General features: G+C 39.4%; 19 protein-coding genes and 1 riboswitch. Of the genes, 3 read left to right on the top strand and 16 right to left on the bottom strand.

The genetic code is table 11. From position 1 onward, the window contains the following. The first annotated feature begins 19 nt into the window (after window positions 1-19). Window positions 20-994 carry a ring-cleaving dioxygenase gene (locus PQ460_RS07140; protein WP_274172200.1) on the top strand — a complete coding sequence of 325 codons (975 nt, stop codon included), beginning with the start codon at window positions 20-22 and terminating at the stop codon, window positions 992-994. Between the two features lie 69 nt (window positions 995-1,063). On the opposite strand, the gene PQ460_RS07135 is transcribed toward PQ460_RS07140, so the two are convergent. The 10 genes from PQ460_RS07135 to PQ460_RS07090 form a co-directional block, all read right to left on the bottom strand. Beyond that, window positions 1,064-2,125 (bottom strand): LLM class flavin-dependent oxidoreductase, encoded by a 1,062-nt coding sequence (locus PQ460_RS07135; RefSeq protein ID WP_274172199.1) that lies wholly within the window; start codon window positions 2,123-2,125, stop codon window positions 1,064-1,066. A 3-nt stretch (window positions 2,126-2,128) separates the two neighbouring features. Next, window positions 2,129-2,701 carry a GNAT family N-acetyltransferase gene (locus tag PQ460_RS07130; RefSeq protein WP_274172198.1) on the bottom strand — a complete coding sequence of 191 codons (573 nt, stop codon included), beginning with the start codon at window positions 2,699-2,701 and terminating at the stop codon, window positions 2,129-2,131. 122 nt (window positions 2,702-2,823) lie between these two features. After that, complete coding sequence (locus tag PQ460_RS07125) at window positions 2,824-3,423, bottom strand: nucleotidyltransferase family protein (RefSeq protein ID WP_274172197.1); 600 nt, start codon at window positions 3,421-3,423, stop codon at window positions 2,824-2,826. A gap of 14 nt (window positions 3,424-3,437) precedes the next feature. Further along, window positions 3,438-4,259: an aminoglycoside adenylyltransferase domain-containing protein gene (locus PQ460_RS07120; RefSeq protein WP_274172196.1), complete on the bottom strand. Its 822-nt coding sequence runs from the start codon at window positions 4,257-4,259 to the stop codon at window positions 3,438-3,440. A gap of 132 nt (window positions 4,260-4,391) precedes the next feature. Further along, window positions 4,392-7,217 carry an S-layer homology domain-containing protein gene (locus PQ460_RS07115; RefSeq protein ID WP_274172195.1) on the bottom strand — a complete coding sequence of 942 codons (2,826 nt, stop codon included), beginning with the start codon at window positions 7,215-7,217 and terminating at the stop codon, window positions 4,392-4,394. 326 nt (window positions 7,218-7,543) lie between these two features. Further along, a complete protein-coding gene (gene sdaAA / locus PQ460_RS07110; protein ID WP_273613170.1) occupies window positions 7,544-8,437 on the bottom strand; it encodes an L-serine ammonia-lyase, iron-sulfur-dependent, subunit alpha in 894 nt (297 codons plus the stop codon). A gap of 24 nt (window positions 8,438-8,461) precedes the next feature. After that, window positions 8,462-9,127 (bottom strand): L-serine ammonia-lyase, iron-sulfur-dependent subunit beta, encoded by a 666-nt coding sequence (gene sdaAB / locus PQ460_RS07105; RefSeq protein ID WP_273616337.1) that lies wholly within the window; start codon window positions 9,125-9,127, stop codon window positions 8,462-8,464. A 160-nt stretch (window positions 9,128-9,287) separates the two neighbouring features. Then, a riboswitch (glycine riboswitch) is annotated at window positions 9,288-9,398 on the bottom strand. Between the two features lie 215 nt (window positions 9,399-9,613). Beyond that, window positions 9,614-10,405 carry an SDR family oxidoreductase gene (locus PQ460_RS07100; protein WP_273613171.1) on the bottom strand — a complete coding sequence of 264 codons (792 nt, stop codon included), beginning with the start codon at window positions 10,403-10,405 and terminating at the stop codon, window positions 9,614-9,616. A gap of 126 nt (window positions 10,406-10,531) precedes the next feature. After that, entirely contained in the window at window positions 10,532-13,291 is a 2,760-nt protein-coding gene (locus tag PQ460_RS07095) for a PAS domain-containing sensor histidine kinase (protein ID WP_274172194.1), read from the bottom strand. Between the two features lie 68 nt (window positions 13,292-13,359). Then, complete coding sequence (locus PQ460_RS07090; protein WP_274172193.1) at window positions 13,360-14,742, bottom strand: sugar phosphate nucleotidyltransferase; 1,383 nt, start codon at window positions 14,740-14,742, stop codon at window positions 13,360-13,362. Between the two features lie 357 nt (window positions 14,743-15,099). Between PQ460_RS07090 and PQ460_RS07085 the strand changes: the two genes are divergently transcribed. After that, entirely contained in the window at window positions 15,100-15,795 is a 696-nt protein-coding gene (locus tag PQ460_RS07085; protein ID WP_204823172.1) for a response regulator transcription factor, read from the top strand. Between the two features lie 23 nt (window positions 15,796-15,818). On the opposite strand, the gene PQ460_RS07080 is transcribed toward PQ460_RS07085, so the two are convergent. The 3 genes from PQ460_RS07080 to PQ460_RS07070 all read right to left on the bottom strand — a co-directional run bounded on the left by PQ460_RS07080 (window position 15,819) and on the right by PQ460_RS07070 (window position 22,528). After that, on the bottom strand, window positions 15,819-20,252 hold the full coding sequence (locus PQ460_RS07080; RefSeq protein WP_274172192.1) for an O-antigen polymerase: 4,434 nt from the start codon (window positions 20,250-20,252) through the stop codon (window positions 15,819-15,821). Window positions 20,253-20,345: 93 nt separating this feature from the next. Continuing rightward, window positions 20,346-22,139 carry an ATP-binding protein gene (locus PQ460_RS07075; protein WP_274172191.1) on the bottom strand — a complete coding sequence of 598 codons (1,794 nt, stop codon included), beginning with the start codon at window positions 22,137-22,139 and terminating at the stop codon, window positions 20,346-20,348. Further along, window positions 22,079-22,528 (bottom strand): hypothetical protein, encoded by a 450-nt coding sequence (locus tag PQ460_RS07070; protein WP_273613176.1) that lies wholly within the window; start codon window positions 22,526-22,528, stop codon window positions 22,079-22,081. The genes PQ460_RS07075 and PQ460_RS07070 overlap by 61 nt, the downstream gene beginning before the upstream one ends. Window positions 22,529-22,573: 45 nt before the next feature. On the opposite strand from PQ460_RS07070, the gene PQ460_RS07065 reads away from it, so the two are divergent. Next, on the top strand, window positions 22,574-23,266 hold the full coding sequence (locus PQ460_RS07065) for a response regulator (RefSeq protein ID WP_274172190.1): 693 nt from the start codon (window positions 22,574-22,576) through the stop codon (window positions 23,264-23,266). Here the strand turns inward: PQ460_RS07065 and PQ460_RS07060 are convergent. Genes PQ460_RS07060 through PQ460_RS07050 form a run of 3 tightly spaced genes read right to left on the bottom strand, consistent with a single transcriptional unit; the run spans window position 23,250 to window position 26,637 of the window. Beyond that, window positions 23,250-24,164, bottom strand: coding sequence for a glycosyltransferase family A protein (locus PQ460_RS07060; protein WP_274172189.1), 915 nt, complete (start codon window positions 24,162-24,164; stop codon window positions 23,250-23,252). The genes PQ460_RS07065 and PQ460_RS07060 overlap by 17 nt on opposite strands. Beyond that, window positions 24,127-25,341: a glycosyltransferase family 4 protein gene (locus tag PQ460_RS07055; RefSeq protein WP_273613179.1), complete on the bottom strand. Its 1,215-nt coding sequence runs from the start codon at window positions 25,339-25,341 to the stop codon at window positions 24,127-24,129. Before PQ460_RS07055 ends, PQ460_RS07060 begins: the two co-directional genes overlap by 38 nt. A 12-nt stretch (window positions 25,342-25,353) precedes the next feature. Further along, entirely contained in the window at window positions 25,354-26,637 is a 1,284-nt protein-coding gene (locus PQ460_RS07050) for an MATE family efflux transporter (RefSeq protein ID WP_274172188.1), read from the bottom strand. Window position 26,638: the final 1 nt, after the last annotated feature.

Here is a 26,638-nt window from a genome sequence, read left to right as displayed (position 1 = left end):
TTTGAGGAGGATATTCATTATGGAATTATTAGGTATTCATCACGTTTCGATTATGACAGGTAAAGCGGAAAAAAATTACGATTTTTATACTAAAGTTATGGGTATGCGTTTAGTGAAAAAAGGAGTTAATCAAGACGATACTACTTCGTATCATCTATTTTACGGTGATGCTGTTGCTTCTCCTGGTACCGAATTGACTTTCTTTGATTTACCAGGTATCGGACCTAGCTATCAAGGGGTATCTAGTATTTCAGCAACATCTTTACGAGTAGCGACAACAGAAGCTTTGCAATACTGGTCTGATCGATTTGACCAATTGAATGTGACTCATGAAGAAATCAAACAACGTGCTGGACGAGATACATTGGCTTTTCAAGACTTTGAAGGTACACGCCTTATTCTTGTAGCCGACAACGGCGAACAAGGTATCGCGGCTGGAACAGCTTGGGATCAATCTGAAGTACCTGTAGAATACGGGATTCTTGGACTTGGACCAACTACACTAACACTAGCTCAACCTGCTTCGACTATTATGATTTTGACTGAAGTGATGGGATTCCGTCATACAGGCTCATATCCTTCGCTTGCAGGCGATTTTGCAGATATTGAAGTCTATTCTACTGGACAAGGTGGCGCAGGCGCAGAAGTCCATATCGAGACACGTCCTGATCTTCCACATGCACGTCTAGGTCGCGGTGGTGTCCATCATGTAGCGTTCCGTGTACCAGATGAGTCCGAATATGATCTATGGTCAGACAAATTATCCAAATTAGGTATTCCTAATTCAGGTAAAGTAGATCGTCACTACTTCCGTGCTCTTTATTTCCGTGAACCGAATGGTATCTTATTCGAATTATCCACAGACACACCAGGATTCGATATTGATGAATCGATGGATTCGTTAGGTGAAACCCTTTCTCTGCCTCCTTTCCTTGAAGGCAAACGTGCACAGATCGAAGCTAATCTTCGTCCGCTTGTACTGGATGAAGTATAAGTTAAGCAACAGAATAAAAAATAATCTAACCATCTTCATATAATAGAATATACACAAAAAGAGCAACTCTTAAATGAGCTGCTCTTTTTGCACTTCTTTTTCCCATATCGTACTGGGAATTTCTTTTTTTAACACAGGTGCAACTTCTGTTGCAAACCGTTCGAGCTGTTCTAACTGTTCTGTTTCGGTTAATCCATCTACGCTGATACTTAATGCCTGATGTCCAAATGCTTGGTAATAATCAAGAATTTTCTCAATGACTTGATCAGGGCTTCCGATAAGAGCCGGGCCATTTGCAATATTATCTTCTAAATCTACAAAAGGCGATTGATTGTGCTTCGCAGCATCTGTAGACTGAAAATGATCATAATATGGACGATAACGGCGAATAGCTTCTTCACTCGTATTCGCTAGATACAGGCTTCCTGCTCCTGCTCCAACAATAGCTTGAGATGGATCATGACCATAATAAGCTAACCGTTCCCGATAATGATCAATTAATGCTTTGTATTTGTCCTGTCGATGAAAAGAATTGGATGAGAAAATCGGTTCTCCATACTTGGCTGCCAATTCTGTAGAACGTGTACTTGAGGCACTTCCATGCCAGATTGGAATCGGCGATTGAAGTGGACGCGGTTGACTTGTAAACTCATTCAATGCCGGACGATATTTCCCCTGCCAATTCACCTTTTCTTGACTCCATAATTGTCGTAACAATTCATATCTTTCTGCTAATGAATCCCATTGTTCTTCTTCAGTGATTCCGAATAATCCATAATGGCGCGGATCGTTCCCTTTACCAATAATCAATTCTAAGCGTCCATTAGATAAATGATCAAGAGTAGCATAATCTTCTGCTACTCTTACCGGATCAAGCACACTTAATACCGTTACAGTCGTCAACAGACGGATACGTGATGTGCGTGCTGCGATTGCAGTCAGTACAATAGCAGGTGAAGAAGACAAAAAAGGTTCTCCATGTCGCTCACCTACACCATAAGCATCATAACCTAGACGCTCTGTTAACTCTGCTTGTTTTAATATATTTTGGAATTTCTGTTGTGCTGTTAAGGTCTCACCTGTTAGCGCATGAGGAAGGTTCGCAATAAGACTGAATACGACAAATTTCATATGTTAATTACCTTGAGAAGAAGTTTGTTGAATTTGTTCTGCTTGCTTACGTTCTTGCAAATAAACTTCAAAACGCTCGGGATGAACCACTTTACGCATTAAATGCATCGGTCCTTCTCCTTTGCCTGCATCTCTAGCTCGTATACTTTCATATCCTCTACGCTCATACATCGGCAATAACCATGGGTGTTTTTCCGCTGTACCGAGTGTCACCGCAGGTGCTCCTACTTCATCACGGATAATATGTTGTTCGACCCAGTTTAACAATTTGCTACCTGCGCCGGTTCCTTGTACATTCGGATCAACCGCAAACCACATAATAAACGGTAATCCTGTCTCAGCTGTTAATTCTTTGACCCGTTCAGGATCAGCCAAAGTTACAGTCGCTACAATCAATCCATCTTGTTCTAACACATAACATTTATTATGCGTAATATTATCTTGAATCAATGCTAGATCAGCATGAGCTGCTGGCCATGTTAATCCTAATTCACGAATAGTTACATAGGCTTCATATGTGATATGAAGTACACGCTCTGCATCTTCCAATGTTGCCAAACGATAAATGTCACTCAATTCTGTCACCTCTTTATTCCGACTATGTTCATCAGATTATTATATTATAATCTAACATTGATTATACCACTTTTCTAATTGATTTTTTCTATAGGTACTTATGGAGCCTATCAATTTATAAGCTACAGCGTTGGGGAATCGATAATCATTAAACGATTCCAGATCTGTTGCCAATTTTTCTGTTGAACACGTTGCTGATAAATATGAATATCTCCTCGACTCTGAAGAAAGCGTGGATTGACACGGATCTTCATTTCAAAAACATCTGTTAGTCCACATGGAGCAACCAGAATCAATTGATCCTGTTCGTCTAATCTAATCCCTAATGCTGTAGCTGTTTCTGGAAAACATGATATTGCATCAACGGTAGAATCATAAGGAGCAATCCGATTAGCAATATGCATACGTGCTTCATTTTTCACTGACCATGGTAATTGTGGTTGCATCCGAGATAGCTGTTGTTCCCATACTTTTTCTGTTTTTTCATCTAGATCACTAGCATCATAATAGACCACATCAATATCTGCTAATGGTGTACGCGATTCTATCTGATGAAGTTGATCCCAGATTTTCGAACGCACAAATCCAGCACATACCCAACTATCTGGCAATCCTAAATCCCGTACATTTCGCAAAATCTCCATCATCCAGCAATCAGCAGTGATCCATTCTATAATGATTTGGTGTATCATCTGTTCATGATCGCTATGAGGTACAGGCATATCTATTATCTCCTTTATAAAAAAGATTTAAGATCGTCTATCTTTTCGTTTGAATTATTCACTTGCTTTTGAATTTCACCTTTCATATAGCGGGCAAATTCTTGTAATTGTATAATCTCTAACGCAGTAGAATCACTAACTCCTTGATATTGATCAAGGCAAGTCTGAATAAGCTTGGAATATGTAGCAGGAACATGTGTTAATCCCCACTCTCCGCCTTCTTGTTTGGAAGAAATTACATTTTCGCTGAGGAAAAATAAGATCCGGCACAGATTGAGTGTGAAATATACAGGTGATGCAACAATATCGTCTGCTACATGTTCAATATCCGCTAAAATCGAGCGAATATACCACTGTGGATCAATAGGTACAAATACTTCTTTGATCTCTTTGCCATATAGGGTTACACCTCGATCATACGTTACAAATATATGAGCTGCTAGATCAGGATCTTCTGCTCCTTCACAGACATATTGTTTATCTGTTCGATACTTTTCCCGGTGATATGCAGAATAATGGAATTCAAATGGAGTAGGATATACAAACTGCTTCACATCGTTTTCCAATAATATACTCATCTCAAATCCACTACTAGATATCAGATGTTCTTCTAATTTCAAAAGTCTGTTAGCGATATGGAGCTTTGCCGAACGATTGACTTTCTTTTGCACAATAACTAGCAAATCGATATCACTGTGATGCGGATGAAAACCACCCATCGCTAAAGAACCATGAATATAAATGCCTACCAAATTATGCGCTAGTTCTTCTTGAAATAAATGAATAATGTCTGCTATACCATAAGAGTTATTTGATATCATCGCTTGAATGTCCACTATTCTCTACTCCTTTGTTCGATATCTGATGCAATATCTTCTATTTTGCGCTATCTCTATTATGTATTCCTTCTATCATAATATACCAAAAAGGCATCCCTAACTTTCCAGGAATGCCTTGGGTATGATGTTCTATTGATAATCCACTTCTTCGGTAAAATGAATCTGTTGCAATCGCTCTTGAATCCGTTGAATTTCAGCCGACGTTAGCGGTGCGTTGGGCGCAATTTTGTAATTACGTCCGGTCACATAACTCACTTCTGTATGACTATCAAAAGCATACGGTGTCTGCGGAACAGGCGTTTTCGTATAATCGGTAAAATCGATCACTGACCATGCTTGATCTCCATCTTGTTTACGCAAAATAAGACGTTGGTACGCATTTTCAGTCCATAAATAACGAGTATCGGCTGGTGAATTATTGCCATCTAAAGCTGTCGTATATCCGGAACCTCTGAACATCAGTGTAAATTGGGCTTGATGATTAGTAGCTCCTGATTGGGTGCGATACGTTTGACCAAGCTCATTAATCCCTACAATACTCACATCACGTCCTGCTGGAAAATGATCGACAAAGTCTTTCCATCCATTGAACAAATTATCATGACGTAACACCCAGTTCGTATCAATCACTATAGATAAATAGTTAACTGTGTTCATCATTTGATACGGATTATCGACATATTGCTGTGCGGTATATAGTTGAGGCTCAGCATTCGAATCTTTCACATACGGATCACCCGGATGAATCGTCCAACGGGAGGACTTTTCTACATACCTTGAACCAATCGGATCGATCGTGACAGGATTCATAAATACAGCTCCGCTATTGTCTACATCTCCTTGCGCTGGAACTAATGGATTATATTGATTCGACCAGTAAGGCATTAATGGCGAACCTTCTCCAAATAATTGATTCACATTATACTGCGTCGCTGCCCAGCCCATATACGAAGTGATCTCAAAATGATCTTTGAGCCATGTCACCTGCTCTGGATTGACGGCAAAGCTAGACAATGAAGTAGGACGATATGCTACCGGAATACTGGTAAATACTGAAGGTTGCCCTACTGTACCTGATTCATGTAACGCATTCATAGCATTATAGCGATACATATACAACCACTCATTCATCTCATTGCCCCATTGTGCTAATGTATAGTGATTGTTCGGATAGCCTGACAAAATACCTACTTCATCTCCATACAGATCCACATACTGTAATACTTGTTGTAATTGCGGACGGTTGCTTTCTTGGAAAACAAAATTGTTATCGATTGCCCATGTAATGTGTAAATGCGGATCAATCTGTGCCAGCATACTACGCATCTGTTGCATTTCAGCTAGTGTCGTCGAAGAACCTGATCCTCCTTCTAACATCACAGATACAGCAAAATATTGCTTTCTACGTTCACCTGCTACGACTTTCAACTCAAATTCTTTATTTAGATATACGCTGGTCGAAGGTGAGGTTACACTGATTCGAACCGGAATTGTGCTACCTACAGGCGGAATATTATGCACATTGATAATACGTCCCTGTTCATCAATAATCCCTGTATCATTTTCAAATCGAATATGCAGGTCGGCTGGTAAATATTCAGGCGCGATCGGATAACCGTACACATCTTGAAGCACATAACGAATACGCCATGAATCCAATTTGAGCGATACCGATTGATCTAACGTATACGTATCCATATAAACAGAGCGAATGACACGATCTGGCTCCGCTTCCGGCTGTTCTACAGGTGGAGTTACTGGTGGTGGTGATTTGATAGTGACCATCACCATCGTCGTGACATGAAGATCAAGCTTCGCTTGTGGTGATACAAGATGAAGTGTGACCGGAATCAATCCACCTGTTGCGGGAATATGTTCAGGATGAATAATTTTGCCACGGGTATCAAATATATTTAATTTATCTTCAAATTGATACGTAAGATCGGATAATATTTTCTCAGACCAAGCAATCTTCTGACCTTGATACCAGAAATAAAATGATAGTTGATAATCATTATATGTTGCTGGATCATTCCACAATACAGGAGCGTCTATACTCACACGATCAAATACAAATATAGGCTCAACTGGAGGTGGAGTTACTGGTGGAACAACAGGTACTTCAGGATCGGGTCTAGGATTATTTTGATTACGGTCTTTGTCTTTGGCATTTGCCCGTTTTCCTGTAATTTCAGGTGTTGTTTCTACTTTATCTATGGTTGTAGAAGGTGATTTACCGCCTATCGTCAGTACAGGTTGAAGGTCTGGCTCTGCCTCACTAGCTGGCTTAGATACAGGCTTAGTCCCTTGCGCTAACAATTGCTTTGCACGCTGATGTAACTCATCTCCAGATTGTAGTACCCGATAAGCGACCAGTATAGCTGCTTGACGTTGAACAGGCTGTTTTGGTGCAAACAGATGTTGCTCATTTCCTTGCATCAAACCTAATTGCTCCATCAGCCATACGCTGGACTTGGCATAATCTGAAATATCTGCTTGATCGGCAAATGTAGCTATGCCTTCTTTTTGCAAGGTATCGGTTAATCCTAGATAACGAGCATACCAGACCGCTATGTCTTGACGGGTAATCGATTGCTTTACACCAAATGTGGTTGCATTGATCCCATTCGTAATCTGATGTTGATACAATGCACTGACATAAGGAACAGCCCACGGAGATACATCTGTAAAAGGTAATACTGTTCCTGGTTCGGATGTCCAATTCAAGCTTTTAACAAAAACACTCGCCCATTCCTGTCTAGAAATCGAGCGTTGCGGTTGAAAGCTTCCATCTTCATAACCTGTAATGACTCCTTGCGCGGATAATGACGTAATTGCATCAAAAGCATACGATTGTTTGATATCGGTAAATGCTTCTGTGCTAGTGGCTGAAACGCTTGTCGCATTCGTACATAATAGTAATATCATCAGCAAGCAAGCTACATACTGCCTCATGTGTGTTGACCCCACTTTGAATATCATAAGATTATTTAAAGCTTGTTGACATAACGAACAAGCTATAACGTTGTATTCACCTCCAAACACATCGTATGAACCTTTATTTCAAAATAAATACAATACTTTAGACCCATACATACTAGTATGTACTCTTTGAAGTAGGGTAAAAGTTGAATAACTATACTACTAATTTATTTGCGTATATATCGAATTATACAACAATTTATCGGAATATTAAGGAAAGGTTTGAAGAAAAATCGAAAAAAGCCGCTTTATTATAAACGGCTTTTCGGTATTATGCATATAAATGGATATTTTGTTAGTTAATTCTTATTCTCTTGTCTACGGCGTCTTAATTCTTCCGTAATTTTACGTCCTGTTGGCGTTTGAGCGAGTCCGCCCCGAGCTGTTTCGCGATGTTCACTTGGCATCGAACGTCCGACTTGTAACATGACATCAACCACTTCATCTGAAGGAATAGCACTACGTACTCCAGCCAGCCCCATATCTGCCGCTGCTAACGCATTTACTGCACCTAATCCATTACGAACAATACAAGGAATCTCGACTAACCCTGCTACCGGATCACAGATTAATCCAAGTGTATTTTTTAGAGCCAGCCCTACAGCATGCATCGCTTGTTCCGGTGTACCACCACGCATCTCAACCACTGCTCCAGCGGCCATACCTATTGCTGAACCGACTTCTGCCTGACATCCACCTTCTGCGCCTGAGATCGAAGAGTTGTTAGCAATCACATAACCGATAGCACCGGCTGCGAACAATCCTTGTACCATCTGTGTATCATCCCAACCAAAACGCTCTTGCGAACTGACAAATACTCCCGGAATAATACCACATGAGCCTGCGGTAGGCGTAGCGATAATCCGTCCCATTGAAGCATTCACTTCTGATACGGCTAATGCATAAGCCATCGCACGCGTCGCATCACTGCCTGACGATGTATCTCCGCTTAACATATAGTCATGTACACGACGTGCATCTCCACCAGTAAGTCCACTTCGTGAAACGGTATCTTCTGTGATTCCGCGCTCGACCGCTTCTTTCATCACCTGATAATAATCGGTCATTTGTTGAATAACGTCTTGCTCGCTTACTCCTGTTTCTTTCACTTGCTCTTCAATCATCAGTTCCGCTATCGTTAGTGAACGTTCTTCACATAACCGAACAATATCTTTTAATGTGCGAAATTGCATATCACACTCTCCTTTGAACTTCGTTTACTTCAAATCAATCACAGCTGCCCGGGTAACATAAGGCAATTGCAAAATCTGGTTAAGCACAGACTGGTCAGGTACAGTATCAAGTTCTATCACAGTCATCGCTTCTCCGCTACGTGCTTTGCGATCAACATCCATAAATCCGATATTCAGTTCAGCATCGCTCAGTGTACGTGTAATATCAGCAAGTACTCCTTTACTATCCATATGCTCAACTGCTAACATCGGATATTGACCCGACCCGCGCACATCGAATCCATTTAACTCATGAATCTCAATATTACCTCCACCAATCGAAGCACCTGCGACTTCGGCACGTTCTTCTCCATGCTGTACAATAATACGCACAAAGTTAGGATGAGGATAATTGCCTGTTCCTTTATCAAAAGAAATCGTAATGCCTTGACGATCCGCTTCTTCAGCTGCATCCGGTAAGCGATCATCATCGGTATCATAATCAAGCAAACCACCTACTAGAGCAAGGTCTGTTCCATGTCCCCAATACGTCTCTGCAAAAGAACCATACAAAATAATCTGTACATGCTCAGGACATTTGCCCAAAAAGTGTCGCGCTGCTCTACCCAGACGTGCTGCTCCTGCTGTATGTGAACTAGACGGTCCTACCATTGCAGGTCCAATAATATTAAATACATTTTTAAATCGCATCATTTTTCTTCTCCCTTATCACCAAAATATGCGCGCACAAAAAAAGACAGTGAATAGCCTGCGCGTGGCCTATTCCTCTGTCCTCGTTACCTGAGAGTTTAGACCGAACACAACTGTCGGTGGTACTCCTTGGGTGGCTCATATGCTCTCTCCAGAGTTGCATCCAATAGCGGTTCGGGTACCTGAGAGATTAATTAACCATCGCCAAATGGTTAGCTTGCTCCTTCGGTGGTGGATCACATACATCCACAGACTCTCCCTCTATCTTCATGTGCAGTTATTTATTTACGTGATTGACCTGATCTTATTAACGTGAATACGTTCAATATCTTTAGCTTAATTCAGCACACCTGACACTGTCAATTGATTGATTTGAAAAAGAACTAATAAGTGGTAGACATAACAAAATCCTTTCCCGATATGCTCGAAAAAGGATTTGGCTAGTGAATCTATAGAACATTTTATCTTATATACTTGTAGATACAACTATCCTCTTAATAACGATTCAGCGCCATCTACAAATATCTCTGTACCTGTTACATGAGAAGCTTCACTAGATGCTAAAAATAGCACAAGGTTAGCTACTTCTTCGATTTTGCCTGGTTCACCTTTAAGCGGATGATCACCTTCAGGGAATTCCATAGGAATCTCTACTTCTTTTAGATCATCACTTGGATACGTATTATCATCGATTTCAGTATCGATCGCTCCCGGACAGATAGCATTGACTCGAATTTTGTAACGAGCCAGTTCCAATGCCGCCATTTTCATAAAAGCAACTTGCGCTGCTTTGGTAGAGGCATATGCAGAGAATCCTACATTAGAGAACACACGATTACCATTGATAGAACTTGTAATAATAATACTACCACCATTTTCTTTCAAATGAGGGATAGCATATTTTACAGTTGCAAATGTACCGCGCAAATTGATCTCCACCGTTTGATTCCAATCATCTATTTCCAAAGTTTCAATAGGAGCTTTGCTACCGTTGATTCCTGCATTAGCAAATACAATATCCAATTGACCTGCTTCAGACGCTACTTGTTTCATTGCACTTTCAATCATTTCTGGCTTGGAAATATCGCATTCGATTACATATGCTTTACCGCCAGCTTGTTCAATTTCAGCTTTGGTTTTTTCTGCATTTTCAGGGGTACGATCTAACATATATACAACAGCACCTTCTGCTGCAAATCGTATCGCTGATGCTTTACCTATTCCTGATCCGCCACCTGTTACTGCTGCTACTTTACCGGTTAATTTTGTTTCTGCCATGGGGATAAGCCTCCATATTTCAGAATTTGTCTTTTAAAGATAAACGTTGTAGCTCTATGATAACGTTATCTCGTTTCCTATTGTAAGTACCCTAGCAGACAGAGCAGTGAATCAGATGATTGCATATTATTCAGTGTGCTGAATAGAATCGTTCTTTTTCGGTTTGGGTAGAATCACAGAAAAGGTAGAACCTTTATTGGGTCTAGATACAAAATTCAATTCACCCTGATGATCTTTGACAATCCGCTCTGTAATATATAATCCAAGCCCTGTTCCTCTGATATTGTGCTTGGAAGCAGAACTTGCCCGGAAAAATTTTTGGAATATGCGACCATGATCTTCCGGTGGAATCCCGATCCCTGAATCTTTGATCGACACCGAAATATGATCCTGTAATTCGTTGATAACAATATGAACCATCGAATCATCTGAAGAGTATTTAAGAGCATTACTAATCAAATTTCGAAAAACTTGAATCAAGCGTTGCTGATCGCCGTTAATAAATACTTCATGCAATCCTTCGTGATGAAGCATGATACGGTCTCTTGATTCTGGATTCCATTGATCACAAATACCTTGCAACATTTCATATAGCGGAATATAGGTCATATGATACTCGGCATAATCGGCTTCGATTCGCTGAATATCTAGAAAATCATCTATTAAATGAGACAACCGCTGTCCTTCTTGATGAATCGTTTCTATAAAAGCATGCCTTTTTTCAATCGACATGTCTTCATAGATCATTAACATTTCGATATAACCCATCATTGCAGATAATGGTGTGCGCAATTCATGAGAGACCACGCTCATCAATTCATTTTGCATCTGCTTCATATGCTCTTCTTCAGTGCGATCTCGAAAAACAAGAATCACACCATGTTCAATCTGTTGTACTGTATCTGTTACTGGAGTGACATAGAGCGATAGAATCTTTTCATTTTGTAACAATACCATCTCGCCTTGATTCCATGTGTGTTCTCCTTGCAGAAATCGCTCTAACTTTTCGATCCATAAAGACGTTTCGGTAACCAGTTGACTTTCTATATCACGTAACAATTGCTGAATAGGATAACCGGTATAATCTTTGATTGAAAATAGCGATAACATCGTCGGATTAATAAATGAAATAATCCCTTGAGAGTCACACATTACAATGCCTTCTTGTACCGATTCCAGTAAATTGCCGGTAATACTTTTTTGCTTTTCTGCTGCGCCTTGTTCTTCTCGTAATCGGTCTGTCAGCACTTCCAATTGACGTTCATGTTCATAACGCTCGGCTTGCGCTCTTTCTTGTTGCGTCAAGTCATGTACAAAAAATGTCTGGAACGAAGATTCTTCGGCTAGAATCTCACTGCGTGTTAATCCCACTTGAAAAGCTGTACGGTCTGCATGAATAGCTGTGACCGGGCAGTTGTTGTCTCCTGCTGGAATCGTATCTAGTAGCAACAATTCCGATAATGGTCTACCCATCACTTGTTCACGTGTATAGCCAAACATCTTTTCAGCGGCAGGATTAAACTCTGTTATTTTTTTCTGATGATCTGTTGAAATGATGCCATCGATAGCGTATTTGAGAATAGCACTTTTTTGAGCTTCACTTTCTGCCAGATCAAATGTACGTTCAACTACACGAATTTCTAAATTTTCTTTATCATGTTGAATTTGCAAAAACTGCTCTTCTAATACCAGTGATACTAATTTGAAATTATCAATTAATGCATGAAATTCAACAATATTACTATCCGGCCAATCTATCGGCTTATTTTTACTCAATTTATCAGGAATATTGTTAGACGCTTTGGCTAACTCCAGTAAAGACTTAGTAATTTTACGGCTAATCGGATCTGCCAACAAAATCGCTATCCCGATAACAATCAAAATCGTTGTAATACTTTGAATATAAAATATATAAATACGTTCTAAATAAAACGCCGCTGTCAATTTTAAAATTAATCGATAATTATGATCTAGTGGAATATCCATAACAAAGTACGACTCCTGCCATCGCTCGATCAGGGTTAACCGATTTATAGGGAAATGATGAAAAATAGTAGCTCCATCTTTGGTAGTAGAAATAATCAAAGATTCATCATTTCTAGACTCTACAAGTTGTTGTGTCGTCTCGCTATTGAGCGTGCTATACATAGATGTACCTAACGGGCTTACGACAACTGAATCGATATAAAAGTTCTTTTTATATATGTTCATTAACGGTTTGGTTTTGCGCATATCTGACAAACTAATCTGTATATCTTGCTTATACACTTGTGAAGAACGTTCCATATATGAAGAATACAACCCTTGAATATCATAAAATTGTTGATGACTGATAACCACTAATAATAACAACGCTGTAAAGATAACGAAGGCAATTAAATATTTAAAAATAATACGTCCCAGCGAAATCGAATAGATCGGCTGATTACCTATCGCTACACGACTCATAATACTTTCTAACAAAATCGAAGCAATCAATAAATTAATAATGCTATTAAAACTTTGCTCAAGAAGAATCAATGCGATCATTTGAATATCAATAGGATGAAGACGATATTCATACATACCATATATCAGAGGTAGACCTATACATAACCAAAAGATCAGATCTGCTTTGAATAAAACTCCTCTGCTAAATCGCTTGAAGTACAAATGCAAAAATAAAATCTCCAAACCAAACAAGCCGGTCATAAAAAGATAAGACCCGCCAAATCCAAAAGGTATATTTATAGCGAGTAAAGCAGGCACAGCAAATCGTAATCCATATAACCGGAAAATAATCAGAAGTGCTGCGCTGCCCAGTGCAAACCGTAAATTTAAAGATAAGTCCAATTTAAAATAATTGCCTGCTATGCCAAAGATCGTTAAGATGATTGTTCCTATCAAAGGAGATCGGAACCAAAGAAGTATTCTGTATTTCATGACTAACGGTCCTTTCTACCACGGACAGCAGGTTAACCCGAAAGACCTTCTGATAACAAACCATCTGGAGTCACTCCAGGATATTCGTATCTTATAATGTCAGTCTCCGATACAGCTTTGCCTATCTGTGACTCAATAAATTCCAGTTCACCTTCAGAAGCACCGATACAATGCTTCATCCCCGGTTCTACAACGATAACATCACCTGGAGAGATCATCGTGATAACTCCATCAAGGCAGATATATCCTATACCTGATATAATCGTCCATACTTCTTTACGTAATTTATGTTCATGATAACTGATAAAGCGACCTGATGTAATCACGACTCGTTTGGTCACTGTCTCCAGCCCGCCTTCATCTTGCCGATGAGAAATAATCGTTTGTTTGCCCCAGAAACGTTCTTCAAACCGCGGAGCAATTTCTATCTGTCCCACCATCTCTTTAATGCCTGTAGCATCTTCACGATTGGTCACTAAAATACCGTCAGGCCCTGCCACTACAATCACATTAGGAACATTCCATACACTTACCGGTATATCTAGTTCGTTAATAATACGAGTATCTTGAGATAAAGGAGAGATATATCCTGAACCGGTCACATCAAAATCCATTTCACGAATTAATGAATCCCATGTTCCCAAATCTCTCCATTCTCCATGAAACGGTAATACAGATATATGCTTTGTTTTTTCTACAACCGCTAGATCAAAACTTGTTTTGGGTAATGCTAAATAGTGCTTTAACAATTCATTATAGTTAGAGTTCCAACCTTGATTTTCAATATGGTCTAGCAAAAATCCTAAGCGGAATGCAAATACACCGCAATTCCACAATGCCCCTTTATGTATTAACGATTGGGCAGTGATTATATCTGGTTTTTCTAAAAAGGAGCAAACCCCAAAATATTCCTTATCCACCAGTTCAGACATCAATGGTACAATATATCCGTATTTGTCTGAAGGCTCCGTTGGAGAAGCACCCATTAAGACCATCTCATCACCAGACTTCTCCAATATAGATGGAAGCTTACGCAAATGCTCAAAAAACTCGTCACCGGCATAACCGTCTACCGGCATGACTCCTATCATTTCATCACGTGTAGCACCAGCATGATGATATAAATATGAAGCTGCTAAAGCGATTGCCGGAAACGTGTCTCTTTGCGCAGGTTCTTCAATAATCGTAGCATCGATACCAATTTGCCCACGAATCAGATCAGCTTGATACCCGCTAGCTGAAAAATAAGCTTGCTCTGACAAACCTGCATCTTGCAATTGTCTCCAGATTCGCTGTAGCATACTTTCAGGCTGACCTTGATGACGAAGAACAGGAAGAAATTGTTTGGGACGATTAACGTTCGATAAAGGCCATAAACGTTTACCTGACCCACCGGACAACAATATCATGCGCATATATGAAACCCTCTTCCGAAAAATGTAGTAAGAACTTAAAAAAACTGTTCATTTTAGCTGTTTCTGCCGAAAATAAATATAGGGAGTCGAATGATACTATAGTCCTATTCCATTTTCTCATGTATATTTTAAGAAAGTTCTCTTTTCCGTATAAAATTTCATGCTAATTGATTCGCATTTTTTTAACATTTGGATTACTTTCATTGTTTTAAAGCTGAAATTGCTATGTTTACTTGAAATTCTATTCTTGATCTTTCTATATATTTCGCTTAAATATCGTTGTATTAAGCATGTTATAGAATAGTAAAGGGAGATATTCAACAAGCCTATTATTTTTCATACAGGAGAGTGACAGCGATGTCTATCAAAGTTCTTCTTATTGAAGATGAGAAAAGTCTGGCAGATATGATTGCATTTTTTCTTCAAGAAGAAGGTTACCTTACCGAAATGATTCATGATTCCAAAGACGCTATTCAAAAACTGTTTCATTTCAAACCGGATATTATCGTAACCGATCTTATGCTTCCTGATATGGATGGAAGTGAATTAGTCAGTCAGATCCGCAAACAATCTACCGTACCTGTATTGATGATATCTGCCAATACGATGCTGAATGAGCGGATCAAGGCACTGGATAACGGTGCTGATGACTTTTTGTGTAAACCATTTAGTCTCAAAGAATTGGATGCTCGCATCAAAGCATTACTACGTCGTAGTGGCCCGACTATTATTACCGAGCCCAAAGTCAATGTATCTAAAGACAAAAAAGGACGAATTTCTGTGAATGATTATCGTCATAGTCTGTTTGTCGAAGAACAAGAAGTTGAAGTCACTCATATCGAATTTGCGATTATGAAAGAACTGTATAATTACCCTGGCAAAGTCTTTACTCGCAATGAACTGATGGATCGTATTAAAGGAGGAGATCGCGCTTATCTGGATCGTACCATCGATGTACATATTTCCAGCTTGCGTAAAAAGATAGAGCGCGATCCCAAAAATCCTCAGCATATTCGTACAGTCTGGGGTACAGGATATAAATATGTGATGTAATATCAGCTCATCATTGGATTGTTTTACATTCGCCTTCGCTTTTTCCAGCGTTTATAAGGAAGAATACAAGCGATACCAGCTAATATCCCTATACCGAACAGTATCCAGCCTATACGATAAGCAGAAGCTAGAATAATAACAACAGTGCCACTTCCACTGTCTTCGGTCATAAAACCAGTGGTCACGCCATTCACAGCCAATCTTGCTCGCTGAGTTTCTCCATTCAGGCGGAATTCCCAGAGCGGATTCGGCGATTCTGTTTCACGAATCAGCACTTGCTCATGATTCGGATTGCTGAGTATAAAACTTCGTTCCATCGAATTTTCACGATTGGCTTTGATTGTAGCTTTATGTGAAGGAACTGTAAAAAACTGATCGATATCTTGACCTTCAAATAACATGAATTGATCGACCATGATCATCGCTTTATACGGAATAATAGAGTAATTTTTAATTTGAAAAGAACCTTTTACTTTCTGATCTGCATGCGCTAGCATTTGGAACTGCATCATCGCGGTTCCGGCTGGCGCTTTTATAATTTGATCGTAATGGTTCCACTTCGTTTTATCCTCTTCTTCTACTTCATTAATATAAGAAGTCTGCAATATCTGAGAATCAGCATTCAAAAATACTAATTTCATATGACGCTGTTTGACATGTTGTGAGATCGCATCCAGAGTGACTGAATATTCTTCTAACGGACTAGCTTTCATTTTTTGAGAAGCATAGATATTCCAATCACAAGAATAACTAGGTGCATATTCGATCGACATGCCTTGAGAAGATATTACTTTGCGTGTATGACTGGGCTGAATATCTGTCATACATTCGGCTGAACTGTTTTGAAGCAAGCTTTCGCTCGTCTCTTCACTTGGCAGTACATTCACTTCATTCGCTTTCATCAAATGAATATCTTGATCGGTCGTTAGAGAAGGCACCTGACTATCCAATACCAATTTCAATTGATATGTGCCTTTCGTTAGCAATAAATCCTTGAACTCTATCCGCCCGTAATTACGCAGTAATCCTGGAATACTTAATTTTTGCTTGGCGAATCCATCTTGATCAGGCAATGTCTCGATAACTGTATTTTTGGTCGTAGTATTTTCTGTCGATCGGGTATACGCTTGATCACTTGTTATCTGGCGGGAAATGACTTCGCCTGTTTTTTGATTGATCCATTTCATCGTTAAGTTACCTTGATATCCAGAAGGAATATTTGCCAAAATCGAGGCAGAATAGTTGGCTGTTTTGAGAATATCTACTTTTTTCTGCAATGTTCCTTGTTGATAACTGATTCCTCGTCCCATACTTAACAAAGGAAAAGCACGTTCTGTCTGCATATTCCCTTGTCCGGAGAAATCATTTTCAGCTTCTAATGTAAAAAATAATTTGCCTCGCTTCACTGCTTGCTCTACCGGAAATGATAACTTCTCTGCTTGATCGGTAGGTACAATCGCGAGTAAGTTGATCGCATTAAATCCTTTTACATTATTGACTGTAATCGCTGAATCTCCTGCGGGAAAATGATGTTCTCCCAGATCAATCCATTCAAACTGATTGCTTCCTTCGTGTTGAGTAGTGATCTTCACCTGTTTGTCAGGCAATCCAAATACCAGTTCTCCACCTTGCTTGTTCATAAATACTCTCGCATACACATGGGATGTCTGCTCTTGCTCCATTTTTTTATGCATTGTAAATGTATTCGGCTTACGATATTTCCCCAGATCTAACAACTGAATATCATGAATCCACCAGTAATTTTTTTGTTCAGGACGTTGCTGGGTTAACAGATCAATTCGCATCCATTTACTGCCTGGTGGGGATACATATTCCCCGTAGAAATTTACCCCGTTGAAGTTATTTTCTTCTGAAGGAGCCACAACATAACTCACTCCAAGTTCATCCATATGCTCATCATAAAATCTCATTTTGACATGCATTTTATTGGTACCTCTACCTGAAGCAGTAATATTGAATTGATACGGATTATTTTCTTTGGCTTCGATCATGCCTGATTTGGCAACTTGCCAGATATTGTTGGCATCGCCTTTAATAATTTCTCCATGCAACGTAGGAACATCATTCAATCCCTCCAGAGGGTTCGCCTGTACACTGAACATTTGCGGATTATCAGGTGTAAAGAACTTTTCAGTTCGTAATAATGAATCAAAATCGACAACAGTTCGTCCTTCAAGCTTGCTCATCTGATAAGGCTGTACGTCTAATTTTTCACTGGCAAAAGTGACTGCAATTCCTGCATCCATCTCCATATCGAATGAGAAATTTTTAATATTTTGTGAAGAGAGATACCAGAGCCAATCGTTGGTAGAAGCAAATGTTTTAGACCATTTTAAAAACGCATTTCCATCTTCGATCGCATCAAATGGACGTAAATAATCTGCTTCTGGCAATTGCGATAAAAATAAATCATTATACGAAGAAGCTTCAACATAATCGCCTTTACGCACAGTCTGGATCGTATTCAGCTTCGGATTCAGCGTGCTGAACAACACACCGAATTGATTGAAATTAAAACCAGGTTGATGGCTATAACTTTCCAAGCGGCTATATCCGTATGGTGTGACCACTTTGGCAGGTAAAATATTCATATAATCAGGCGCCTGATCCAATTGAAAGATTGAAAAGATCGAATTTTGATACGTTCGCTTCAATCCCGCCTGATCTTCTAGCATCGATAATTGAAATTGTTGCCGCTTTTCCTGTCCTTCATATTCGTTATGATAGACAAGTTGATTAATGCCAAACGTAGAGAACAATGAACCCATTTTTGAGCTCAACCCGTTGTCCAACATATACTCTAAAAAATTCATATAATACGTAATACTTGGATCGTTACCTTCATGGTGAAAAATCGTGTTTTTAGGCGAAGAATAGACTTGAAAATCACCGGTCGCTTTTTGCATCGATGTCTCGCCTTTATTCCAGTAAGGTGTAGCTACGCCGTTAAAACTCTGAATCATATTATCTGCTATCGGGAAATATAACGCTTTGCTATCATAACGATCAGGATCTGTTAATTTATTTGCCATTTCGGTATATTCTTTAGGCACTGTCACGGGCTTATAGTACCCTGCTACAAATTGCGTACGTAAAGGTGTTACATAAATAATCAGACACGCAATCACCGCTACAAAAGCAGTATGTTTGATTATTCGCTGTATTCTGGAACTTCCGAACCATTCAAGTAACTGTATAATCCCAAACGTCAACAGCACTCCAAAATTCAAAGCTATCAACCCAATAAATTTATTTGGATCACGAAAAACAGAACCGATCACAGGTGTCTTGGTTACCAAAATCACAAAAAATCCAGCAATCGAAGGAAAAGTAGTTCCAGTAGCAGCAATCAAAAAGAATAATGTTAATAAAGTGAAAATCAAAATAATTGGATTTTTGTGTGAACGAGTGACCATCGCATACCCGATAAGCAGTAATAACACCCCACCACCGATATAAAATACGCTCGGTAGACTGGATAATGGAAACATAGGCCACCAGTAACTTAGCAAATAAGCGACATTTTTCAGTGTACTGTTACGGCTAAATAACGATAACGTATCAACCACATTGATATTGTGCTGGGACGCCTGTGCATCCATAAGGATACTTCCCATATACAAAGACAACCAGTAAAAACTTAATAAGCCGAAAAAACAGCCAAAAATGAGCCATTTATGAGCAAAATTAATATATAAAGGTTTTAAAAAAGCCCAACCATTTTGTCTATACGTCCATGTTAATTTGATTAATAAAAGAGCTGTAAAAAATGCTAAATAGATCATGCCAAAAAAGAAATAGTGAATCGCGGCTGCGCTAATAGTAAATACCGCTGCCAACATAAAAAGATCGATCCAATTCCGCTGATATAATTTATGTAGATGATAATGATGAATCTGTTGCTTCTGAAACTTCGGATCAAAGCTACTAAAGAAAAATCGCAACACTAACGGAAACAGACTGTACCCGCATAATAAATAAATATGCTGAATACGAAAAACAACCCATGGATTCAGCGCATAAAATAAGGCTCCGATCACTATCGCAAAAATACGTGTTTTGGTAAAACTAGGCGAGTAATACACACTAACTAACCGCTTAGCAAAAGCATACATCGAAAAAGCAGAAATAAATAATAACCCTGTAATAAATGATTTGAGCAACACAGGGCCACTTTCTCCGAATGCTAATGATAATAAATAGAAAGGCAGAATATACAAAATACGTGGTGCATTAAATAAAGTAGACGTCGACCAGCGCTCATTCCATACCCCTGCAATTTCTTCTAAATAGCGATGAGAAGTTGCTCCAAAAGCGATATCGCTAAAAACAATTTGTCCAGGGCTATAAATAGGGAGTAAAAACAACAGGATGGCTGCCAGCATAATCATGACAGCTACCAGATCATAGCGATACATTTCGATCCATTTTTTCATACGACAGCCTCCTTTCTACTCCTATGTCTTATCTACTTGTTGAGCGTGTTAGCTAGAGAATACTTAATATCATCACTTCAGACTACATCGTAATTAACGTCGTAATTGAATAATCGCTTGTAATCCGCGATCAGTATTACGCAATTTGAGTCGTCCGCCAATCGTTTTGAGAAAAGCATCCATATGATACAGACTGATCGTATCTGCATTGTTGTTTTGAGAATAATCCGACTGAAAATAATTCCAGCGCATCTTATCATCAATGCCTCCACCTGTATCTTCTATCGTAATTACAATCTCTTCTTCTTCCATACGTGAACTGATTTTAAGTGTTTTGTTCGCTCGCTTGGATCTGGGTGCAAATGCACCTTGTTCATTCATATCTGCTGGTGCTTCATAATGATGTGCCATCGCTGTTACTGCATTTTCGACTAATCCTTGAATTGTGCGATACAACATAGCAGATTGAGCAGCGATCGGAGATACAGGCTCCTGCTTCACGATCACTTCAATCCCTTTCATATCCAGCGCACGATTCGCCCATTTCAATGACTCTGTAATCACTTCATTCATATCGGCAAAATGAATACCTGCTGCACCATGCATCTTCTGCTCTAATTCTTCACGCAATTCTTGTACAGATAGAGCCAGTTCAGCAATATAAGACTCCTGCTTCAATCGTCCTTGTGTGAAATTCTGATTCAGCTCGCGGAAAAATTCAAGTTCAGCGCGTGATGCAGAATCTCCTCGACTGGCAGAAGCTTCTAAATTGTCTGCTAAATTATTATAAAAACCAAGCAACTTCAGGTCATCTCCACCTGTTAAGCGTGTTGTTCGATTCTGTAGTTGTTGTAACTGTTCTTCCATTGATTGCAACATCGGCAAATAGTACGTATCTTGTTGCTGTTTTAAATCTTCTTCACGACGTTGATCCCGTACTTGAGTATTGATGGTATTGTCTTTGATCACCCGTCTACGATAAAAGACCATTACAATAGCCGCTATAAACAAAATCGGTATATAGATTAACAACATCCGATTTCGGAACTGATTCACATTTTTGACAGTATCGTTATCCATTTCATGAACAGCGATATACAGCGCATGATCATCATCAATACGACTGAATCCAATGCCGTATTTGAGATGATTGTCTTCGACTATTCCTGTGTTACCGTCTAGTAATTTCTTAGTAACTGTTGTAATATCGACTCTACCGATATCTGTTGATGTCCGTGATCCTACTACTTTGAATTCTTCATTATAGATTAATGTCTCATAATGGGTAGGATCAGCTATAATGCGTTGGGTTAACATAGCGGTATCAATCGTACGCACTGCAAATCCATTTTGGCTTGTACCTTTGATCCGACAAATCATATATTGTACAGGTTGATTATTTTCTGTCGTAAATCCTGTAATCCCACAGCCATTTTGTAACGTTTGGATCTGTTTGACAGCGGCTTGCATTACCGGGTTATCATGTCCGCCGATCAGTTCATATTGATTGTTCAGCACATAGAATTCACCTGGATTGCGTGTTATTCCATTGGTATAAGATCGTTTGGCATTATCCAATATATTTTTGCCAATCGTCGCTGCCAATTCATTAAGTTCTACTTGCCACGTCTGATACTGGCTATTGATATTGGTAGAAGTAGCTTGCACAATATCTTGCAGACGTGTTTCACTAATCTCGGTAATCTGTGTCTGATATTCACGAACAGCAAACCATTGGATTGCAAATAGCAACACCGCTGAAATGCCCATAACAACTGCATACAAAATCAGCCGTTGCCATATGGGTCTAATAAAAGCCCAACCTTTCATGACGATTTCTCTCCTTTGCGTTGCTCCAAACGATACAGTATCGCTTGCATAAGACATTCCAGTTCAAATGTAACCAATGGCAATCGTGCACACCATAAGTGCGGTGTTCGGCGTTGCAGTGCTGCAAATCGCACAGCATCTTCGGGTTCTCCGTAGCTAAGGAGCAACAGTTCGCAATGCTTCGCGATATACAGAAGGTCTAATTCTTCTTCCGTATACTCGCGAAGATTCACGATATAAATGTCGTAAGTTTCATCCATATGTTTGAGTCCATGAGATACAGTTAATGTCAGATTGGCATGCTGATTTCCTTGATATTGGTGAAATAAACGCATTCCTTTTTCCCATAGTGCATGCTCGGCTGAACTGAATCGTTCGCAAAATAAGCGCAGTTCGCAAGCTACACTCGTATCTTTTAAAAATGCCAAAATATTGATATTATACATGTAGTTCCTCATTTCTGAACCTATGATTGGAGTTATCCAGAGCTTATGAAAACCCAAAGTATTCTGTTTGTTGATGATAATAAGATGGTATTAACGATTCTTGAACGCTGGTTAGAAGAGGAAAATTTTCACATTCATATGGCTAATAATCCCAAAGAAGCTTTACGGATTATTGAGCAACACCACATCGATGTTGTTGTATCTGATTTGCTAATGCCAGGTATCGATGGGCTTGCTTTTTTAACAATGATGAAAGCAGATTATCCTCATGTCGTCCGCATTATTTTATCCGGTCATTTACATACACAATCGATGCTAGCTGCGATTAATCAAGTGGGAATTTTCAAATTTCTTACCAAACCGTTAGAACTCACTGACTCGTTGAAGCAGATATTTTATGAAGCATTACAACAAGCCGAACGAAATCAATTGGCTCACCATGCTGAGCAACAGTTCGCCAATCATTTATCGGCATTTATTATCGATATGATGAAGGTCACCGATCAACCGTATGTATTGCTCAATCATGATCATCTGGTTATTGCTCATCATCACTCGTTCGCTCACCTGTATGCAGTTGGACAATCTCTGCTTCATCCCAGCTATGACGGTATTCAGTTAGATTCACATTCGTTGTATATTCCTCGTCACGAACTTGAAAATTATCAATCATCGATTTGCAATATCCGCCAGTTAACATTTGGAGATACTTTATTGCGATTTATTTATTTTCATTAATAGGTAACGATTGGGCAGAACGGGAACTGCTTTGCAAAAGTGCAGTTACCCCGAGCACACTAAGGCAGATATACATCCATACCATTCCGACTGTTAACAACGGATGCCTTAGATAACAAATCAGATTATCACGTGAGTACAATACCGGACGGAAAAAGTACCATCGCTCTAACGCTTTGCGTAATCCTCCTTCTTCTGTAGAAAGAGTACGATCCATTACGGAGAAATAATACGCTTTTTTACGTAACACATCATTCAGATATACTTGCTTTTCATCATGGTAAATACGCGTAAAAGTAGCACGTCGAATCTCTCCGCCTTCTTCTACATAACGTAATGTCGGTTGAATTTCTTCAAATGCGATTTGATCGGCATTAAATCCACCTGTTGATTCATAAGCATCTATACGCCAGAATCTTGCTGCTTCTATCGAACGCTTACCTAGTTTCTCTCCTGCATTATTAATTACGTTACGCTCAAACACTTTCACTTTAGAGAAGAAGTTAGTTGCTGTTGAATAGGCTTCTTCCGGTATAACCAGTGCCCCCACTTCAGGATGTTCATTCAAAAATGAAGTACACTGACTAACTAGCTGATTCGCCAAAATCATATCAGAATCAATCACAAATATATACTTTGCATTCAATCGCTGTGCTTCCTCAATCGCTGTAACTCGCGCTACCCCACGTTCTCCATGAGGCAATGCCAATACGGTGATCGGAACAATACTCTCTTCGGACAACTGCTGAATCGTCTGAACTGTATGATCGCTAGAACCATCGTCTGCAACAACGATATGAAGAGATTGATAATCATGCTGATTCATACAGCTACGTAGACAATCCACTACCGTTTGTTCATTATTGTACGTGGAGAAGAGGATGACGACTTTGTCCATGCTCTTGTGCCTCCTTTACCAGATGATCAACAAATGTATCGAATGCTGCTCCGGTATGATTAAAATGGAATTTAAGCGCATATTCATATGCACGCTTACGCATACCTGCATAATCTTCTCCACCCATTGCGGCACGTTCCATTTGCTCGGATAATCCTTTTACATCACCATGAAAGCAGAGATAGCCTGCTTTGCCAAAATCAGTCGCATCGACAAGCCCTGGAGAATTACTAACAATACTTGGTGTGCCTACAGCCGCCGCTTCGGTTACCGTCAATCCCCATCCTTCACGCAAGGATGGAAATACCAATGCTTGCGCCCGGCTCATCAATTCAAGCTTGCGTTCTTCAGAAACAAATCCATGAAAAATCACATCTACTTCTGGATCATTTTCTTTGCCATACGTTAATCCATATTGATTCATAATCGGCAACAATGCACACTGTACATACTCTTCATTTGTGCGACCAGCAATCCATAATTTAGCCTGCGGGAATTTCTTTTTCAATTCGCCAAAAGCTTGAAATACCAGATCAATTCCTTTGTATTTAACAAATCGACCGACATACATAAAAGTAGGTTGCTCTTCTTTCGGTAAAAATTGCTCTGGCTGCCAGTGCTCAAATTCAATTCCTTCCGGCAATAAATGAACACGCTTGGCATCAAATCCCAGTTGCAACAAATCATAACGAGTCGATGGTGATACAGTGATCGTCTGATCTTTTTGCGCTAACTTCAGCATCCATGGCTCTAATGCATGACCGATATGATTCAGTGGAAAGCTAGCATTTTCATACCAAATCTCACGAGTTAATTGATGGATAAAAAAGATGCGTTTGGCTGGTTCTACCCAGAATGAAGTGAAGAATTGATGTGTATTGGATTGATTAACCACATAATCAATTTCGTTACGATGCTGACGATAATACCGAATCGCATGACCGATCACACTATAGATATTACCTTGACGAATATAGGTCACTCCATCGATCTCTTCTTCAGCCGGTAATCCTGCAAATTGAGGAGCAAAATGGATAAAACGATAGCGATTTTGCTGGGAACGTTTTAACATTTCATGAGTAAAAATTTCCGCGCCTCCACTTTTGGGAGAACGAATATCACGCCATGATAATAGTAGAATAGTGATTTGATCTTTTTTTACATTGATAGAATCCATAATCTTGCTCCTTCAATTCAAAATAGTAGGGTCATGCGGCTGAACAGAATTGGATTGGATCGTCTGACGTGGATATAAATACCTCCACGCATCGATAATAAAGTAAATAGCTAACACGCTATATAAGCAAAGTTCAGCATACAAAAAGCTTTGCGGGCTTGTATGCCATGAGCCAAATGAAATCAACAACAATATAGCTCCAGCAAGCATTCCCCACATAAATGTACGCCGTCCCATCAGTACGTGAACATGTACGAAAAAGAGCACAATCGAAAATAACCAGTATACCCAACCGCCTAATATTAAATATTGTTCTGCGGATTGATAAGCGGTACCAAATAGTAATGGAATCGACATCGGAAAAATAAATGTAGTTCCGATATAGACACAGATCGCCGCGCAAAACATCAATCCACTGTAAATACCGATCAATTGACGTAATCCTTTTTTATTGTCACCGTTAGCTCCCAACTTGGGGATAAAAGCTGCGATCAGACTATACGAGACATAATAGACAAGTTGACTATATTTCAGTGCAATAGCATACCCACTGCTTTGTACAGGGAAATAATGCTGTACTACAATCATGTCGATAGAAATAAAAAACAATACAAACAGATTGGTAATCAGACTATCTGTAAAATCCTGACCAAGTGACTTCCAAATACCTGATAACTGATGGGTCTGTACAGTTGTAGAAGATACTGTATGTTGACGAATACTGAATATCCATCCATGTATCAATGACAATAACATTCCTGCGCAACTGCCAATCAATACAGCTTTTAATGTAAATCCTGAAGCTGCCAGTATAAAAAAGACCGTCAATTTACCAAGTACTTCGATATAATAATTAATGTTGAGCGCTAACATACGTTCTTTGCCTTGCATATCACCACGGGTCATACTCACAATCGTATGCAGGAAAACAAGTATGTAAAGGAGTAGTAATGAACTAGCATCAACGCCAAGCATCGAACGTAATACAGGTAAAAGCATCAATAGGATAATACATGAAGCCAGACTCAATATTATGGGTGTTTTGATCAACAATGCACCTAAAGGCAATTGCTTGAGCGCTAATGTTCGATCTTCTTTTGAGACCACTTTGGCTGTTAACAGTTGAACCGATAAGCCCAGGACTGACAATAAAGCGAACAAAGCCAGTAACGCATTTGCTTGTCCATACGCAGCCCCTGTTAAATACCAACTAGCCGCAATATGAAAGAAAAAATTAAACCCATTTAGCAACACATTAAAAAAAGGAAAAAAGATAGCACGTACCCGACTGATCATT

This window comes from Paenibacillus sp. KACC 21273 (assembly GCF_028736095.1).
GTDB lineage: Bacteria > Bacillota > Bacilli > Paenibacillales > Paenibacillaceae > Saccharibacillus > Saccharibacillus kyungheensis.
The sequence above is the reverse complement of the archived record's forward strand: the minus strand, read 5'-3'. Positions and strand labels throughout refer to the sequence as shown.